General features: G+C 66.0%; 14 protein-coding genes. 5 read left to right on the top strand and 9 right to left on the bottom strand.

Translation table 11 applies throughout. The features are described 5' to 3' along the window. Nucleotides 1–5 precede the first annotated feature (5 nt). The gene (locus FNV92_RS17660; RefSeq protein ID WP_143845494.1) at nt 6–737 is read right to left on the bottom strand and encodes a TerC family protein; all 732 of its coding nucleotides are present in this window, start codon (nt 735–737) and stop codon (nt 6–8) included. Continuing rightward, entirely contained in the window at nt 734–1,501 is a 768-nt protein-coding gene (gene pcsA / locus FNV92_RS17655) for a phosphatidylcholine synthase (protein WP_168213665.1), read from the bottom strand. The genes FNV92_RS17660 and pcsA overlap by 4 nt, the downstream gene beginning before the upstream one ends. Before the next feature lie 88 nt (nt 1,502–1,589). Here pcsA and FNV92_RS17650 point away from each other — a divergent pair, with 88 nt between their 5' ends. Further along, a complete protein-coding gene (locus tag FNV92_RS17650; protein WP_143845497.1) occupies nt 1,590–2,774 on the top strand; it encodes a UbiH/UbiF family hydroxylase in 1,185 nt (394 codons plus the stop codon). 27 nt (nt 2,775–2,801) lie between these two features. Here FNV92_RS17650 and FNV92_RS17645 read toward each other — a convergent pair whose 3' ends face one another. Continuing rightward, on the bottom strand, nt 2,802–3,755 hold the full coding sequence (locus FNV92_RS17645) for an AEC family transporter (RefSeq protein ID WP_015686014.1): 954 nt from the start codon (nt 3,753–3,755) through the stop codon (nt 2,802–2,804). A 106-nt stretch (nt 3,756–3,861) separates the two neighbouring features. On the opposite strand from FNV92_RS17645, the gene hspQ reads away from it, so the two are divergent. Then, nucleotides 3,862–4,194 (top strand): heat shock protein HspQ, encoded by a 333-nt coding sequence (hspQ, locus tag FNV92_RS17640; protein WP_015686013.1) that lies wholly within the window; start codon nt 3,862–3,864, stop codon nt 4,192–4,194. 77 nt (nt 4,195–4,271) lie between these two features. On the opposite strand, the gene FNV92_RS17635 is transcribed toward hspQ, so the two are convergent. Further along, a complete protein-coding gene (locus FNV92_RS17635; protein WP_041748302.1) occupies nt 4,272–5,096 on the bottom strand; it encodes an invasion associated locus B family protein in 825 nt (274 codons plus the stop codon). Nucleotides 5,097–5,355: 259 nt separating this feature from the next. Between FNV92_RS17635 and FNV92_RS17630 the strand changes: the two genes are divergently transcribed. The 3 genes from FNV92_RS17630 to FNV92_RS17620 all read left to right on the top strand — a co-directional run bounded on the left by FNV92_RS17630 (nt 5,356) and on the right by FNV92_RS17620 (nt 10,000). Then, on the top strand, nt 5,356–7,179 hold the full coding sequence (locus FNV92_RS17630; protein WP_168213666.1) for an extracellular solute-binding protein: 1,824 nt from the start codon (nt 5,356–5,358) through the stop codon (nt 7,177–7,179). A 4-nt stretch (nt 7,180–7,183) separates the two neighbouring features. Next, nucleotides 7,184–8,692, top strand: coding sequence for a class I adenylate-forming enzyme family protein (locus FNV92_RS17625; RefSeq protein ID WP_143845501.1), 1,509 nt, complete (start codon nt 7,184–7,186; stop codon nt 8,690–8,692). Nucleotides 8,693–8,776: 84 nt separating this feature from the next. Continuing rightward, nucleotides 8,777–10,000, top strand: coding sequence for a GGDEF domain-containing protein (locus tag FNV92_RS17620; protein ID WP_143845502.1), 1,224 nt, complete (start codon nt 8,777–8,779; stop codon nt 9,998–10,000). Nucleotides 10,001–10,035: 35 nt separating this feature from the next. On the opposite strand, the gene FNV92_RS17615 is transcribed toward FNV92_RS17620, so the two are convergent. The 5 genes from FNV92_RS17615 to FNV92_RS17595 form a co-directional block, all read right to left on the bottom strand. Then, the gene (locus tag FNV92_RS17615) at nt 10,036–10,272 is read right to left on the bottom strand and encodes a hypothetical protein (protein WP_143845504.1); all 237 of its coding nucleotides are present in this window, start codon (nt 10,270–10,272) and stop codon (nt 10,036–10,038) included. 17 nt (nt 10,273–10,289) lie between these two features. Further along, nucleotides 10,290–10,442, bottom strand: coding sequence for a hypothetical protein (locus tag FNV92_RS17610; RefSeq protein WP_168213667.1), 153 nt, complete (start codon nt 10,440–10,442; stop codon nt 10,290–10,292). 209 nt (nt 10,443–10,651) lie between these two features. Then, nucleotides 10,652–10,861, bottom strand: coding sequence for a cold-shock protein (locus FNV92_RS17605; RefSeq protein ID WP_015686006.1), 210 nt, complete (start codon nt 10,859–10,861; stop codon nt 10,652–10,654). 251 nt (nt 10,862–11,112) lie between these two features. Beyond that, nucleotides 11,113–14,631: a transcription-repair coupling factor gene (mfd, locus tag FNV92_RS17600; RefSeq protein ID WP_143845506.1), complete on the bottom strand. Its 3,519-nt coding sequence runs from the start codon at nt 14,629–14,631 to the stop codon at nt 11,113–11,115. Next, nucleotides 14,628–14,918, bottom strand: coding sequence for an FAD assembly factor SdhE (locus FNV92_RS17595; protein WP_143845508.1), 291 nt, complete (start codon nt 14,916–14,918; stop codon nt 14,628–14,630). The genes mfd and FNV92_RS17595 overlap by 4 nt, the downstream gene beginning before the upstream one ends. Nucleotides 14,919–14,971: the final 53 nt, after the last annotated feature.

The raw sequence follows: 14,971 nt of genomic DNA, 5'->3' as shown, positions 1-14,971 counted from the left end.
GCTCCTTAGGTCTTGTTGCCGGTTTTCCGTTGGTTGCGCCTCGCCAGCACGTTGAAGAATTCCACCGCCGCCGAGAACGCAATCGCGAAATAGATGTAGCCGCGCGGAATGTGGAATTTCAATCCATCGGCCACCAGCGCGACGCCGATCAGAACGAGGAAGGCCAGCGCCAGCATCTTGGTGGTCGGGTGCTCGGCCACGAACCGCGCCACGGGACCGGACGAGACGTACATGACGGCGCAGGCGATCACGACGGCCGCGATCATGATCTCGATCTCCTGCGCCATGCCGATCGCGGTGATGATCGAGTCCAGCGAGAACACGAGGTCGATGACGATGATCTGGGCGATCACCAGCAAGAAGGCGTTGCGGCCGGACGCGCGATCTTCCGCTGCATCGGGCGGCTCGACCGCGGCATGAATCTCGTGCGTCGCCTTGGCGATCAGGAACAGGCCGCCGCCGATCAGGATGATGTCACGCCACGAGAAGTCGAACCCGCCGAGCGAGAAGACGGGCGCCGTCAGGCCGGTCAGCCAGAACAGCAGGCTGAGCAGAATGAGGCGGAAGATCAGCGCCAGCGCCAGCCCGATCTGCCGGGCCCGGTTGGCCTGATGCGCCGGCAGGCGCGCGACCAGCACCGACAGGAAGATGATGTTGTCGATGCCGAGCACGATCTCAAGCGCGGTCAAGGTGAGCAACGCGGCCCAGGCTTCCGGGCTGGTGAGCAGATGCATCATGCGAAGGATCTTGCCAGACGGATCATGGCGTCGCTGAAGCTGATCCACAGCGCGATGGCGCAGAGCGCGACCGTCACGCCGGTGCCGACGCGAAAATCCATCTCCAGCGTGTAGAGGCCGAGCACCGCCCAGACCGCGATCAGCGACATCGTCAGCCAGCGCAGCCGCACGACGCGGACCGGATGCAACACATGGAACGGCACGAAGGTCAGCACCACCAGCGTCGCCACCAGCAGCGTCGACCACAGTGGCGGCCAGTGCAGCAGGAACAGGTAGAACGCCGCCGCATTCCACAGCGCCGGAAAGCCGCGAAAATGATTGTCGTCCGCCTTCATGCGCAGATCGGCGAAATATAGTGCGCTGGTGACGATGATAGCGATGCCGAGCAGCGGCGCCGCCACCGGCAGCAGCAGGCCGCTCGCCACGATCGCATAGGCCGGCACGAACACATAGGTGACGAAGTCGACCACGAGATCGAGCACGTCGCCAGACCAGTTCGGCTGTACGTCCTTGACCTTCAGCAGCCGCGCGATCGGACCGTCGATGGCGTCGATGATCAGGGCGACGCCGAGCCACTGAAACATGCCCGCCCAATGCTCGCGCACGGCCTCCAGCATCGCCAGCAGCGCGATCGCCGCACCGAAGGCGGTGAAGATGTGCACCGAAAAGGCCGCGGCGCGGATCGCCGGTCTCGGTTTCAGGGAATCCTGCTGAATATCCATGGCTTCTGCTATCAGAATGGCACCGGTTTGCACATAAGCCATTGCGGCGCTCCGTCGCACAATTGGCCCCAAAATCACGGAAAAACAGCCGGGCTTGAATTTGCCGCGGAGCATGTCAAATGTCGTTCCCATGACAGAAGCATCGGCACTCTTCGACGCGGCCGTGATCGGCGGCGGACCGGCGGGACTCGCGGCAGCGATCGCATTGGCGCAGGCGGGCGCGCGGACCGCACTGGTGGCACGGCGCGTGCCGTATTCCGACAACCGTACCACCGCGCTGCTGGGCGCCTCCGTCGATCTGCTGGAGAGCCTCGACGTCTGGCCGCGCTGCAAGGACAAGGCGGCCGCGCTCGAGGTCATGCGCCTCGTCGACGATACCGGCCGGCTGTTCCGCAGCCCCGAGGTTCGGTTCTCCTGTCACGAGATCGCGCTCGACGCCTTCGGCTACAACATCGACAACCGCTCGCTGATGCTGGCGCTGGAAGAGCGCGCCGCCGAATTGCCCGGGGTCGTGCGTTTCGACGACGAGGCCGAAAGCATCGTCATCGGCGCCGACGATGTCGCCATCCGCACCGCCTCCGGTCAATTTCTCTCGGCCCGGCTCGTGGTCGGCGCCGACGGCCGGCATTCCCTCTGCCGGGAAGCCGCCGGCATCGAGGTGACACGGCGCGACCTGACGCAGACCGCGCTGACCTTCAACGTCGGCCACGCGCGCCCGCACCGCAATGTCTCAACCGAGTTCCACACGCCGCATGGTCCCTGCGTGTTCGTGCCCCTGCCCGGCGACCGCTCCAGCATCGTCTGGGTCTCGGCGCCCGCGGAGGCCGAGCGGCTTCGCGGCTTGAGCGACGCGGAACTCTCCGCCGCGATCGAGAAGCAGTCGCATTCCATCCTGGGACGCATGACGGTCGAGCCAGGCCGTCACCTGTTTCCGCTCGCGATCGAACGCCCCAAATCCTTCGGGCGCGACCGTATCGCACTGGTCGGTGAGGCCGCCCATGTGGTTCCGCCGATCGGCGCCCAGGGCCTCAATCTCGGCCTGCGCGATGCCGCCGATATCGCCAGGCTCGCGGGCGAAGCCATCGCTGCGGCACAGGACCCCGGTGCGGACGAGGTGCTCAAGCGCTACGACCGCGCGCGGCGCCCCGATATCCTGAGCCGCACGTTCGCGATCGACATCGCCAACCGCTCCCTGCTCAACGACTTCCTGCCGCTGCAGCCGGTCCGCGCGGTCGGCATGCACCTGCTCGGCGCCATCGGCCCGCTCCGGCGCTTTGCGATGCGTGAGGGGCTGACGCCGACCTGGCGAAGGTAGCTGGCGGCGCTAGCTAGATAGCGCTCATCACGGAAACGCCAGCCGGCCGGTCTGCAGCAACCACATCACGCTGGTCAGCGTGACCACCGACGCAAACGTCCCGAGCAGCACGGCAACGGATGCGGATTCGATCCAGGCGTCGTTCTGCCGGGCAATCACGAACACGTTCAGCGCCGGCGGCAAGGAGGCCATCAGCACCGCGGTCGCGGCCCAGGGCTGCGCGAACGGACCGAACGCCAGCATCAGCCCGAACGCGGCAAGCGGGTGAAACAGCAGCTTGATTGCAATCACGCCCGGCACCTCCCACGGCACCCGGTCGAACGGGCGCAGCGCCACCGTCACGCCAAGCACGAACAGCGCGGTCGGCGCCGCCGCGTTCTGGAGGAAGGTGATGGTGCGATCGAGCGCTACGGGCATCTCGATATGCAGCGATGCGAAGGCCGCGCCGAAGCAGGCCGACATGATCAGCGGGTTGAGCACGATCTGCTTCAGCACGACGCCGAAGGCATGAATGATCGAGGGATGATCGCGGTCGGAGAGCTCGATCAGCAGCGGCACGATCGTAAACAGGAAGATGCTGTCGCAGCAGAAGATCAACGCGGTCGGCGCCGACGCCTTGGTTCCCAGCACCGCGAGCGCGAGGCCCGGCCCCATATAGCCGATATTGCCGTAGCCGCCGGAGAGCCCGGCGAGCGTCGCCTCACGCAGCGTCAGGCGGCCGAAAACCTTCCCGACGACCAGCGCCAGGGTGAACGCGGCGACCGTCGACAGCGTGGTCGCGACGAGGAACGGCGGGTTGTTCAATTCCGAGAACGGCGTCTTCGACATGATCGCAAACAGCAGTGCCGGCAGCGACACGTAGAGCAGGAAGAAGTTCATCCAGGCGAGGCCCGATTCCGGCAGGGATTTGACCTTACCGCAGGCGAATCCGACAAAGATCAAGCCGAAATAAGGTAGTGCAAGATTGAGGATATCGGCCATTGATGAAGTGTTTTCTGAAGACCTTGGGGCTATCTGCCCGGCAACCGCGGGGTAATTCCAGACAAGGGCACTAGCATCGGCCACAATCCTGGTCTATCGACGGGAAATGATTAAAGCGCGGACCGCGAAATTCCAGATCGGACAGGTCGTTCGCCACCGGATCTTCTCGTTCCGGGGGGTGATCTTCGACATCGATCCGGAATTCAACAATACCGAGGAATGGTGGCTGTCGATCCCCGAGGAGGTGCGGCCCCACAAGGACCAGCCGTTCTACCACCTGCTCGCGGAGAACGCGGAATCGGAATACGTCGCCTACGTCTCCGAGCAGAACCTGCTGCCGGACGATTCCGGCGAGCCGATCCGGCATTCCCAGGTCGCCGAGATCTTCATCAAGGACAAGGCCGGCGGCTATCGCCAGCGCAATCCGTCGCTGAATTGAGTTTCGCCAGATCCAATGGGTCAGAAAAAAAGGCGCTCGAACCGAGCGCCTTTTTCATGTCCGGGATTTACGCCCGATTACTTCTGGCCGGCCGGAGCGGCGCCGGGGGCCCCACCACCCTGCTGCTGCTTCTTCTGCAGCTCCTCGGCCTTCTTCTGAAGCTCTTCCTGGAGCTTCTTCTGGGTTTCCTCGAACACCTTCGGATCGGTCGGCGGACCGTCATAGGCTTTCTGGAATTCGCCGGCGAGCGGCAGCGGCAGGGTCAGCGGCGCACCGTTGGCATTGATCGCCTGGACAACGAGATTCTGGCCCTTCTTCATGCTGTTGATGAACTCGGGCGTGGCCTCGTAGTCAGACATGCAGCCATTCTGGAAGCAGATCACATAGGGGCTCTGCAGCGGCGCGTTGTTGTCCACGATGATGCGGGTGCCGTGCACGAGCTGCATGCCGAGCGGCAGCGTCACGCGCAGGATCTTCTTGGGTTCGCCTTCCGGCTCGATGATGACCGCCGCGATGACCGGCTGGCCCGACTCGATGCGGCCGTCCTTGCCGGTGAAGCAGACCTGCTTGGCGTTGGCGTCCTGGCCCTTGAGACAGAACTTGGTCCAGGGGGCGTAGATCAGTTGGATCTGCTGATCGGCCGGCTGGGCCGCGCCCTGCTGCGCGGGAGCGCCCGCAGCGGGCGGCTGAGCGGGCGCCTGGGCCGCCGGCGCGGGGGCCTTCGGCGCTGCCTTGGGAGCCGCCTTCGGGGCCGGAGCCGCCTTCGGAGCCGCAGGGGCGCCGGGGGCCGGCGCCGGGGTCTGGGCCTCGGCGGCAAACGGGACGACCAATGCCGTCGCCGTCAACAAGGCGAGAAGTCGCCCGCGCGGCCGGACGGACGCGGCCAAGTAACGGAAATTCATTGCGGAAAACCCTTTCTGAACGGGAAGCGCCCGAACCGCTCCGAGGTACCGAACCTAGCCGCTGGGCGCGGCTGTCTCCCCGTCAATTGAGGCGGATAGTTGACCGGCTCGGCGCTCCTGCGCGATTGCCCGCCTTCTTAGCGTGGCCGACGGAAAGATCAATGCCGACAACCATCTTTGACTGCATCCGGGCCTGCTCCCGGTGAAATTCCCTGTGATAGGATTCAGGCACCGCCGCTCTTCGAATCAACGTGTGCACATGTTCATGTTCCAGCGCCTTTTCGAGGGCTCCGGCGTCCGGCTCTGCGCCCTCGCGTTGGCGATCGACTTGTCGGCAAGCGCAGCGCGGGCCGAGCAAGCCCATGCCATCGCCATGCATGGCAAGCCGGCGATGCCGGCCGACTTCACCCAGATGCCCTACACTAATCCGGACGCCCCCAAGGGCGGCCGGCTGACCTGGGGCATTCTCGGCACCTTCGACAGCCTCAATCCCCTCATCGTCAAGGGATTGGCGGTGCAGCAGACGCGAAACTACGTGGTCGAGAGCCTGCTCGCACGCGGCCAGGACGAGGCGTTCACGCTCTACGGCCTGCTCGCCCGGACCGTCGAGACCGACGACGAGCGGAGCTATGTCACCTTCCGCCTCGATCCCCGCGCCCGCTTCTCCGACGGCAAGCCGGTGCGCGCCGAAGACGTGCTGTTCTCCTGGCAGTTGCTGCGCGATCACGGCCGCCCCAACCACCGGCAATATTATGCCAAGGTGGCCAAGGCCGAGGCGCCTGATGCTCTCACGGTGCGCTTCGACCTCACCGGGGCCAACGACCGCGAGCTGCCGCTGATCCTTGGCCTGATGCCGATCCTGCCGAAGCATGCCGTCGATGCAGCGACCTTCGAGGAGACGACGCTGGCGGCCCCCGTCGGCTCGGGCCCCTATCGCGTCACGGCGGTGAAGCCCGGCGCCAGCGTGACCTTGACCCGCAATCCCGATTATTGGGGGCGCGATCTGCCGATCAATCGCGGGCTCTACAATTTCGACGAGATCAGGCTCGATTATTTTCGCGAGGCCAACGGCCAGTTCGAAGCCTTCAAGCGCGCCCTCTATGATTTCCGCGTCGAGCACGAGCCGCTGCGCTGGCACGACGGCTACGATTTTCCGGCCGCGAAAACCGGCGAGGTGATCCGCGACACCATCAGGCCGGGCGTCCCGCAACCGTCCGAATTCCTGGTGTTCAACACGCGCCGCCCGATCTTCGCCGACATCCGCGTGCGCCAGGCGCTGACGCTGCTGTTCGATTTCGAGCTGGTCAATCGCAACTACTTCTTCGGACTTTATGCCCGCGTCGCCGGTTATTTTGCCGGCTCGGACCTCTCGGCCTATGGCAAGCCCGCTGATGCGCGCGAGCGCGAGCTGCTGAAACCCTTTGCTGCGCAGATTCCGTCCGACATCATGGACGGCAGCTACCGCCTGCCCGTCACTGACGGCTCCGGCCGCGACCGCACGACGCTGCGGGCGGCTCTGAAGCTGTTGTCGGAAGCCGGCTATGATCTCGATGGCACCGTGCTGCGCAACCGCGCGACCAAGGTCCCCTTCAGCTTCGAGATGCTGGTCACGACTCGCGACCAGGAACGCATCGCGCTCGCGTTCCAGCGCGACCTCAGACGCGCCGGCATCGAGCCGAGCGTGCGTACGGTCGACCCCGTGCAGTTCGACCAGCGCCGGCTCAGTTATGAATTCGACATGATCCAGAACCGGTGGGATCAGTCGCTGTCGCCCGGCAACGAGCAGTATTTCTATTGGGGTAGCGCGGCCGCAGACAATCCGGGCACCCGCAACTACATGGGCGCCAGGGATCCGGCGGTCGATGCCATGATCGGCGCCCTGCTGGAGGCCCGTGATCATACGGACTTCGTCTCGGCGGTACGGGCGCTCGACCGCGCCTTGATCTCCGGTTTCTATACAATCCCGCTGTTTAACGTATCCGAGCAATGGATCGCGCGCTGGAATCGGATAGAACGACCAAAGGCCACCGCGCTGTCCGGCTACCTGCCGGAGACATGGTGGTCGCAGCAGCAAGCGAAGTGACGCCGTGAACCAGCCAGCGCCAGCCGTATCGCCGACACTCGACACGCTGTTTCAGCGCACGCTGATGCGGCAGCCACACGCACCCGCTTTGCTCGACCCTCTCAACAAGGCCCGCGTGACCGGCCATCAGCCGCGGCGGATGACCTATGCCGAGGCCGACACCGCCATTGAGGCGCTGTCGGCGCATTTTGTCGAATCGGGGCTGCCGGCCAATTCCGTCATCGCGATCCAGTTGCCGAATACGGTCGAGTTCGTGCTGACCGTGCTGGCCGCCCATCGCGCAGGGCTCGTCGTCGCCGTGCTGCCGCTGCTGTGGCGCCACGCCGAACTGACCGCGGCGCTCAACCGCACCGCAGCGCGCGCCATCGTCACCATGAGCAAGGTCGACGGCGTCAGCTATGCCGACCTCGCGATGCATGCGGCCGCCGAAGCCTTCTCGATTCGCTACGTCTGCGGCTTCGGCACCGACCTGCCCGAAGGCATGGCCTCGCTCGATGACGTGCTGGCGCGCCCGCCGGGCACCTCGCGCGCCGTGATCCAGGATGGCCGCAAGGCGGCGATGATCTCGTTCGACGTCACCGCGGAGGGTTTTCGCCCGGTGCCGCGGCCGCATTTCAGCCTGATCGCCGGTGGCCTGGCGATGTCGCTCGAAGCCGACATCAGGCAGGGCGCGACGGTGATGGCGGCGTTCACGCCGATGTCCTTCGCAGGCCTCGCCTCCTCGTTGGCGGTGTGGCTGCTGTGCGGCGGCGCGCTGGCGCTGCATCATCCGTTCGAGAACGACGTGCTGGAGCAGCAGATCAACGCGCATGAATGCGAGGTGCTGATCGCGCCGGCGCAGCTCGCGCTGCGGCTCGGGGATTCCAACCTCGCGGCGCGGCTGCCGAGCTTGCGCAACGTCATCGGCCTGTGGCGTGCGCCCGAGCAGGTGGCCACGAGCGAGGCCTGGACCTCGCCGCATGCGCCGCTGACCGACGTCTATCTGTTCGGCGAGGCAGGCCTGTTCGGCGCCCGCCGCGGCGAGGACGGCATGCCGGTGCCCGTCATGCCCGGCCCGCACGGCGCCCCGCGCGAGCAGTCGGGCTCCTCCATCGCAGGTGAGATCCTTGTGACGCCGAAGGGCACGCTCGGCCTGCGCGGGCCGATGGCGCCGATCGCGGCCTATGCTCCGCCGCAACCGGCCGGCGACGCCCTGATCGCGCAGCCGCCGCGCGACTATGTCGACACCGGCTACGCCGCGCGGATCGACCGTGCCAGCGGCGCGATCTGCATCACCGCGCCGCCCTCCGGCATCATGGCCGTCGGCGGCTACCGCTTCCTCTCCAACGACCTCCAGGAATGGGCGCGGCGGCTCGGCCAGGGCGCCCTGCTCACCGCGCTGCCGGACCGGCTCTCGGGTCACAGGCTGGCAGGCCGGGCCCAGGACAATGCCCGCGCCCGCGATGCGCTCAGCGAACTTGGCCTCAACCCCCTGATGGTCGAGGCTTTTCGCGACCGCTCCGGGGCGATCTAGGCACAGATTCGACGGAACCATTGACGCTGCATTAAGGCGGCCGGACTAGATTGCGCAGCATCTGTTGCGTGATCAGAGTGCGAGATGTCCCAGGCGGGCCCGATCCTGTTTGTGTCCGATGCCGAACGGCCGGCCTTTCTTGCGGCGCTGGACGAGGCGCGACTCTTTCCCGTGATCGACAGCGACTGGGCCAGCGCGGCGCGCGCCGTCGAGCAGGTGCAGCCCGCTGTGGTTCTCGCGGCGATGTCCGGCGAACACGAGCCGCACATGGCGGCGCTCGCGACCAAGATCGCGGACCAATCGCCTTACCTGCCCTTGGTGGCCCTCGATGCGGCGGGCGCGCTGCCGCACAACGCCCTGCCCTTTTCCTCGCGCAGCGGAAACTCCGACCGCCTGATCGCACGGCTCCGCGCAGCACTGCGCGTCCGCACCCTTCATGCCACCGTGATGCGCCGGCTGCCGGAGGCGAAGGTCGCGCTACCGGAGGGCGATCCCGTGCGCGACGCCACCGTGCTCCTGATCGGCCGCGGTTCGGCTTATCCCGCGCTTTCCGTCGCACTCGGCGAGCGCGTCGGCGTCGTCGGCGCGCTCTCGATCGAGGCCGCAGCGAAGCATCTCAACACCCGCGAGATCGACGGGGTCGTGCTCGCCGAAGGTTTTACCGCGCGCGTCACCGATGCCTTTCTCACGGTGCTCGCCGAGGACACCCGCTTCCGCAACCTGCCCGTGGTGGTCACCGCACACCAACTCGCGCAGAGCTATGACCTGCCCAATCTCGAGCTGATCCCGGGCGAGCCGGCGAAGGTCGCCGCCAATGCGTTGCCGCTGATCCGCCAGCGCGCGATGGAAGGCCAGATGAGCCGCACCCTGCGCTCGATCGATGCCGGCGGCTGGCTCGATCCGCGCAGCGGCCTGCTCACGGTGGAAGCCTTCGCCCGCGATTTCGCCAAGGCGGTCGAGCAGACGCTCGCCCGCGGCGGCGGCCTCTCGGTCGCCCGCTTCGCCTTCGACCCCGGCAACTCCCGCGCCCAGCTCGATGCCGCGCGCATCCTGAGCCGCCTGATGCGGCAGATGGATTTCGGCGCAGCGCAGAAGGACGGCTCGGTGATCGTGGTGTTCGCGGAAACCGACTTTCGGACTGCGCACATGATCGCCCGCCGCCTGTCGGCGGTGATGCGCCACACCTCGAACGGCAAGCACGAGATGCGCAGCGATCCCGTCGTCAGCGTGGACTCGCTGTCGCCGTCGGACACGGCAAGGTCGCTGCTGGCGCGGCTGTCGGCCGATGCGTCACGGGCGGCGTCGTAGTCATCCGCCAGCGTTCGCCGTTGGATTCGGACTGCTCAAACCATCACGAGCTTGATCTGGCCGTCCTCAACGGCACCCGTCGCGAGAGCGTCGCGCGCCATCTTCTCGACGGCCGGCCAATTCGTCAGCAGGTATCTCTGCGCCTGCACTTTGGTCGGGAAACTGGTTTGCAGAATACAGCTCTGCCGCGCGTTCCCATTCGCGATCTGGAAGGACACGACTTGGGGCCCCTCCCGAAGCTCTTGCTCGGTGGGCTGGGGAAGCTTGCGCATGCTGCTCCTTCTGGGGCTCAGCGAACCGGTACGGCGACCCGGGAGGCTGTATCGGCGGGAGCCGTCCCGGCCGCGATCTTCCTGGCTTTCGATAGTCGCTCCGGCTCGAGGCCGGGCTGCGTATTGCGGACCGCCTCGGTCAGCATCAGGCGAAGCTCTGCCTTGCTCATCGGTGCTTGTCGCGTGGTCGACTTCTGCCAATTGCTCATAGAGTCCATATGGGGATCTTTGCGCGAAATGCCACCATTCGCATGCTCATTCGCGAAGCGGCGGCAGCAGGCGCAAAAAACCCGCGGCCGATGAACGGTCGCGGGTCAAGAGATCCGAAGCTCTGCCAGTACATCCGTGGTCAAAGCAACGTCATTGCGATTGCAGTGGCCTAGTCGGCCCGCAGGTTCTCCGCAGCAGACTTGCCGGTGCGGCGATCTGCGACGATTTCGAAGGAAACCTTCTGCCCCTCGTTGAGGGTGCTCATGCCGGCGCGTTCAACGGCGCTGATATGAACGAAAACGTCCTGGCTTCCCTGGTCCGGCTGAATGAAACCGAAACCCTTTTGGCTGTTAAACCACTTCACAGTTCCCGTCGTCATGGGGGTCGTCCTTTGAGATAGATAAGCGTTTGGCCGCGCTGAAAAGCACGGTCGATGTCGTCGAGATCTGGAGGGAGGGTCGTCAGTCAGGCGCGCTTGAAAGCGGCGAGGCCAAGTCGTTCGGCCGAAACTCGATAGATGCAACATAGCTACTGTTCGGTCATTCCGCAAGTAGCCACAGGTCTTTGTTTTCAGCTCCAGGTGCGGCGCACTGTTCCGCGCTGCGCCGCCTCTGGAAAACACTCTGGAACCTATGCCGCCTTCTTGCTCTGCGCGAGCTGTGCCAGCTGCCGCATGATCTCGGTGGTGCCGGCGAGGCGTTCCTCCGGTGTCTCCCAGTCCTGCAGGAACACCACCTTCATGTCGGGCCGCACCTTGGCGGCCTGGCCGTAGCTGCGGATGAAGCTCACCAGGCGGTCGGGATGCGCGAAGGAATTGTCGCGGAAGGCGATGACGGCGCCCTTCGGGCCGGCGTCGATCTTGCCGACATTGGCCTTTCGGCAGAACGCCTTGATCGCGGCGACCTTGAACAGATAGCGCACCTCGTCCGGCAGCACGCCGAAGCGGTCGCGCATCTCGGCGCCAAAGTTCTCGATCTCCTCCTCGGTGTCGAGATCGGCGAGCCGCCGGTACAGCGACAGCCGCACCGAGAGGTCGCCGACGTAGTCTTCCGGAATGAGCACGGGCATGCCGATGGTGATCGACGGCGACCAGCGGTCGGCCGCGGGCTCGGAGACGCCGGCCTTGAGGTTGACGATCGCCTCCTCCAGCATCGACTGGTAAAGTTCGAAGCCGACCTCCTTGATGTGGCCGGATTGCTCTTCGCCGAGCAGATTGCCGGCGCCGCGGATGTCGAGGTCGTGCGAGGCGAGTTGGAAGCCTGCGCCCAGCGTCTCCAGCGATTGCAGCACGGTGAGCCGGCGCTCGGCCTGCGCCGTGATCTTCTGCTGCGCCGGCAGCGTGAACAGCGCGTAGGCCCGCAGCTTGGAACGACCGACGCGGCCGCGCAGCTGGTAGAGCTGGGCGAGGCCGAACATGTCGGCGCGATGCACGATCAGCGTGTTGGCGTTGGGGATGTCGAGGCCCGACTCGACGATCGTCGTCGACAGCAGGATGTCGAACTTGCCGTCGTAGAATGCGGTCATGATGTCCTCGATCACCGCGGGCGGCATCTGGCCGTGCGCGACCGCGACCTTCATCTCCGGCACGTTCTTGTCGAGGAAATCCTTGACCTCGGCGAGGTCGTCGATGCGCGGCACCACGTAGAACGCCTGGCCGCCGCGATAGCGCTCGCGCAAGAGCGCCTCGCGGATCATCAGGGCATCGTGCGGGGCCACGAAGGTGCGCACCGCGAGGCGATCGACCGGAGGCGAAGCAATGATCGAGAGCTCGCGGACGCCGGTGAGCGCCAATTGCAACGTGCGCGGGATCGGCGTCGCAGACAGCGTCAGCACGTGCACCTCGGCGCGCAGCGCCTTCAGCCGTTCCTTGTGGGTGACGCCGAAATGCTGCTCCTCGTCGACGATGACGAGGCCGAGGTCGCGGAACTTGATCGCCTTGCCGAGCAGCGCATGGGTGCCGACGACGATATCGACGGAGCCGTCGGCAATGCCCTTCTTGACCAGGTTGAGCTCCTTGGCCGGGACCAGGCGCGAGGCCTGCGCCACATTCACCGGAAAGCCCTTGAAGCGCTCGGTGAAGGTCCGGTGATGCTGGCGAGCCAGCAGCGTGGTCGGCACCACGACCGCGACCTGCTTGCCTTCGAGCGCGACGGCAAAGGCCGCGCGCAAGGCGACTTCCGTCTTGCCGAAGCCGACGTCGCCGCAGATCAGCCGGTCCATCGGACGGCCGAGCTCGAGATCCTTCAGGGTCGATTCGATCGCCCCGAGCTGGTCCTCGGTCTCGTCATAGGGGAAGCGAGCGCAGAACTCGTCGTAGAGGCCCGGCTGCACCGGCAGCTTGGGCGCCTCGTGCAAATGGCGCGCGGCGGCGATCTTGATCAGCTCGCCCGCGATCTCGCGGATGCGGTTCTTGAGCTTGGCCTTGCGGGTCTGCCAGCCGGAGCCGCCCAGACGATCCAGCTCGACCGCGGTCTGGTCGGAGCCGTAGCGCGACAATAGCTCGATGTTCTCGACGGGGAGAAAAAGCTTTGCCTCGGCGGCATAATGCAGCTCGAGGCAGTCATGCGGCGCACCGGCGACGTCGAGCGTCTGCAATCCGACGAAGCGGCCGATGCCGTGATCGGCGTGAACGACGATGTCGCCGGCGGCAAGGCTCGTCACCTCCGAGATAAAATTGTCGAGCTTGCGGCTGGCCTTGCGTGGCCGCACCAGGCGGTCGCCCAGGATGTCCTGCTCGCTGATGATGGCGATCTCGTCGGTCTCGAAGCCGCTTTCGAGGCCGAGCACGGCGAGCATGGTCTCGTTGCGCGGGGTCGCCTGCACCGTGCGCCAACTGTTGACGCTGGTGGTGTGGGTCAGCTTGTGGTCGCGCAGCATCGAGGTCATGCGGTCGCGTGAGCCTTCGCTCCACAGCGCGACCACGACCTTCTTGCGCTGGGCATGCAACGCCATGACGTGGCTGACTACCGCCTCGAACACGTTGACGCTGCTGTCGTTGCGCTCCGGCGCGAAGTCGCGGCCCTTGCGGGCGCCGGCATCGACGACGCTGGTGCCATCGGCCGGCACGGAAAACTGCGTCAGCCGCGCCAGCGGGATGTCGCCGAGGCGCCTGGTCCACTCATTCTCGGTCAGATAGAGCCTGTCCGGCGGCAGCGGCTTGTAGATGGCGCCGCCGCCGGGATGCTCCATCGCATCGCGGCGGGCCTGGTAATAGTCGGCGATCTGCTTGAAACGCTCGCGAACGGCGTCCTCGGCCTGAGGCTCGATCGCGACGGCGGCCCCTTGTAGATAGTCGAACAGCGTGTCCATCCGGTCCTGGAACAGCGGCAGCCAGTGCTCCATGCCGGGATGGCGGCGGCCTTCGCTGACGGCCTCGTACAGCACATCGTCGCGCTCGGGCGCGCCGAACTCGGCGACATAGCCCATGCGGAACCGGCGGATGGTGTCGGTGACGAGCTGGAATTCCGAGATCGGCACCAGATCGAGCGCGCGCATGTCGAGCAGCGTGCGCTGGGTCTCGGCGTCGAAGGTGCGGATCGATTCCAGGCTGTCGCCGAAGAAATCGAAACGGACCGGCTGGTCGAGACCGGCCGGAAACAGGTCGAGGATGCCGCCGCGCACGGCATATTCGCCGGGCTCGCGCACAGTCGAGGAACGGTTGTAGCCGTTGTGCTCGAGCCAGGCGACGATGGTGTCCATCGGCACGACATTGCCGGGCGCGACCGACAGCGCCTGCGCCGCGACGAGTTCGCGCGCGGGCACGCGCTGCACGATGGCGTTCACCGTGGTGAGCACGATCAGCGGCTTGTCGCTGCCGGTCAGCGGCGCCAGCCGCGCCAGCGTGGTCAGGCGCTGCGCCAGGATACCGCCATGCGGCGAGACGCGGTCATAGGGCTGACAGTCCCAGGCCGGGAACTGCAGCACCGGCAGATCGGGCGCGAAGAATTGCAGCGCGCGTTCGAGCTGCTGCATCCGCGCCCCGTCGCGGCAGACGACCGCAAGGCTGACCGCCGGCTTCTTCGGCCGCGCCGCAATGGCGCGCGCGAGATCGGAAATGACGAGGCCCTCGGCGCCTTCCGCGACGTTGGCAAGCGTCAGCGCGCGGCCGGGCGTCAGCAGCTCGGCCGGCGACTTCGAACCAGGTTTCATAGATCGCCGTCCGTGATCGGAAACGCCTTGATGCGGGCAAACAGCGGGCCGGTGACATGAGCCGGCAGCACCTTGTCACCGGTGATGGCGGCATAGAGATCGGGATCGGACTCCTCGAGCAGGGTCTCGAGCTCGGTCAGCTCCGCATCGGTCAGGTTGCCGATCTCTGCATCCGCGAAGCGGCCGAGGATCAGGTCCATTTCGCGCGTGCCGCGGTGCCAGCAGCGGAACAGAAGCCGCTTGCGGCGGTCATCCAGCCCATTGCTCGATCGTGTCGTTCCCGTCATGTCTCTGATCCAGTCAAACGCCGAAAGCCCGGACATGCCGGGCCGGGGTGATA

The organism is Bradyrhizobium cosmicum (assembly GCF_007290395.2).
Classification (GTDB): domain Bacteria; phylum Pseudomonadota; class Alphaproteobacteria; order Rhizobiales; family Xanthobacteraceae; genus Bradyrhizobium; species Bradyrhizobium cosmicum.
This window is presented reverse-complemented; position numbering and strand designations above follow the sequence as displayed.

Bases quoted from the DNA above. Each gene is read 5' to 3' on its own strand.
- FNV92_RS17630 (WP_168213666.1), top strand. From the start codon at position 5,356: ATGTTCATGTTCCAGCGCCTTTTCGAGGGCTCCGGCGTCCGGCTCTGC.
- hspQ (WP_015686013.1), top strand. From the start codon at position 3,862: ATGATTAAAGCGCGGACCGCGAAATTCCAGATCGGACAGGTCGTTCGC.
- FNV92_RS17595 (WP_143845508.1), bottom strand. From the start codon at position 14,918: ATGACGGGAACGACACGATCGAGCAATGGGCTGGATGACCGCCGCAAG.
- FNV92_RS17610 (WP_168213667.1), bottom strand. From the start codon at position 10,442: ATGAGCAAGGCAGAGCTTCGCCTGATGCTGACCGAGGCGGTCCGCAAT.
- FNV92_RS17620 (WP_143845502.1), top strand. From the start codon at position 8,777: ATGTCCCAGGCGGGCCCGATCCTGTTTGTGTCCGATGCCGAACGGCCG.
- FNV92_RS17645 (WP_015686014.1), bottom strand. From the start codon at position 3,755: ATGGCCGATATCCTCAATCTTGCACTACCTTATTTCGGCTTGATCTTT.
- FNV92_RS17605 (WP_015686006.1), bottom strand. From the start codon at position 10,861: ATGACGACGGGAACTGTGAAGTGGTTTAACAGCCAAAAGGGTTTCGGT.
- FNV92_RS17660 (WP_143845494.1), bottom strand. From the start codon at position 737: ATGATGCATCTGCTCACCAGCCCGGAAGCCTGGGCCGCGTTGCTCACC.
- FNV92_RS17635 (WP_041748302.1), bottom strand. From the start codon at position 5,096: ATGAATTTCCGTTACTTGGCCGCGTCCGTCCGGCCGCGCGGGCGACTT.
- FNV92_RS17615 (WP_143845504.1), bottom strand. From the start codon at position 10,272: ATGCGCAAGCTTCCCCAGCCCACCGAGCAAGAGCTTCGGGAGGGGCCC.
- FNV92_RS17650 (WP_143845497.1), top strand. From the start codon at position 1,590: ATGACAGAAGCATCGGCACTCTTCGACGCGGCCGTGATCGGCGGCGGA.
- pcsA (WP_168213665.1), bottom strand. From the start codon at position 1,501: ATGGCTTATGTGCAAACCGGTGCCATTCTGATAGCAGAAGCCATGGAT.
- mfd (WP_143845506.1), bottom strand. From the start codon at position 14,631: ATGAAACCTGGTTCGAAGTCGCCGGCCGAGCTGCTGACGCCCGGCCGC.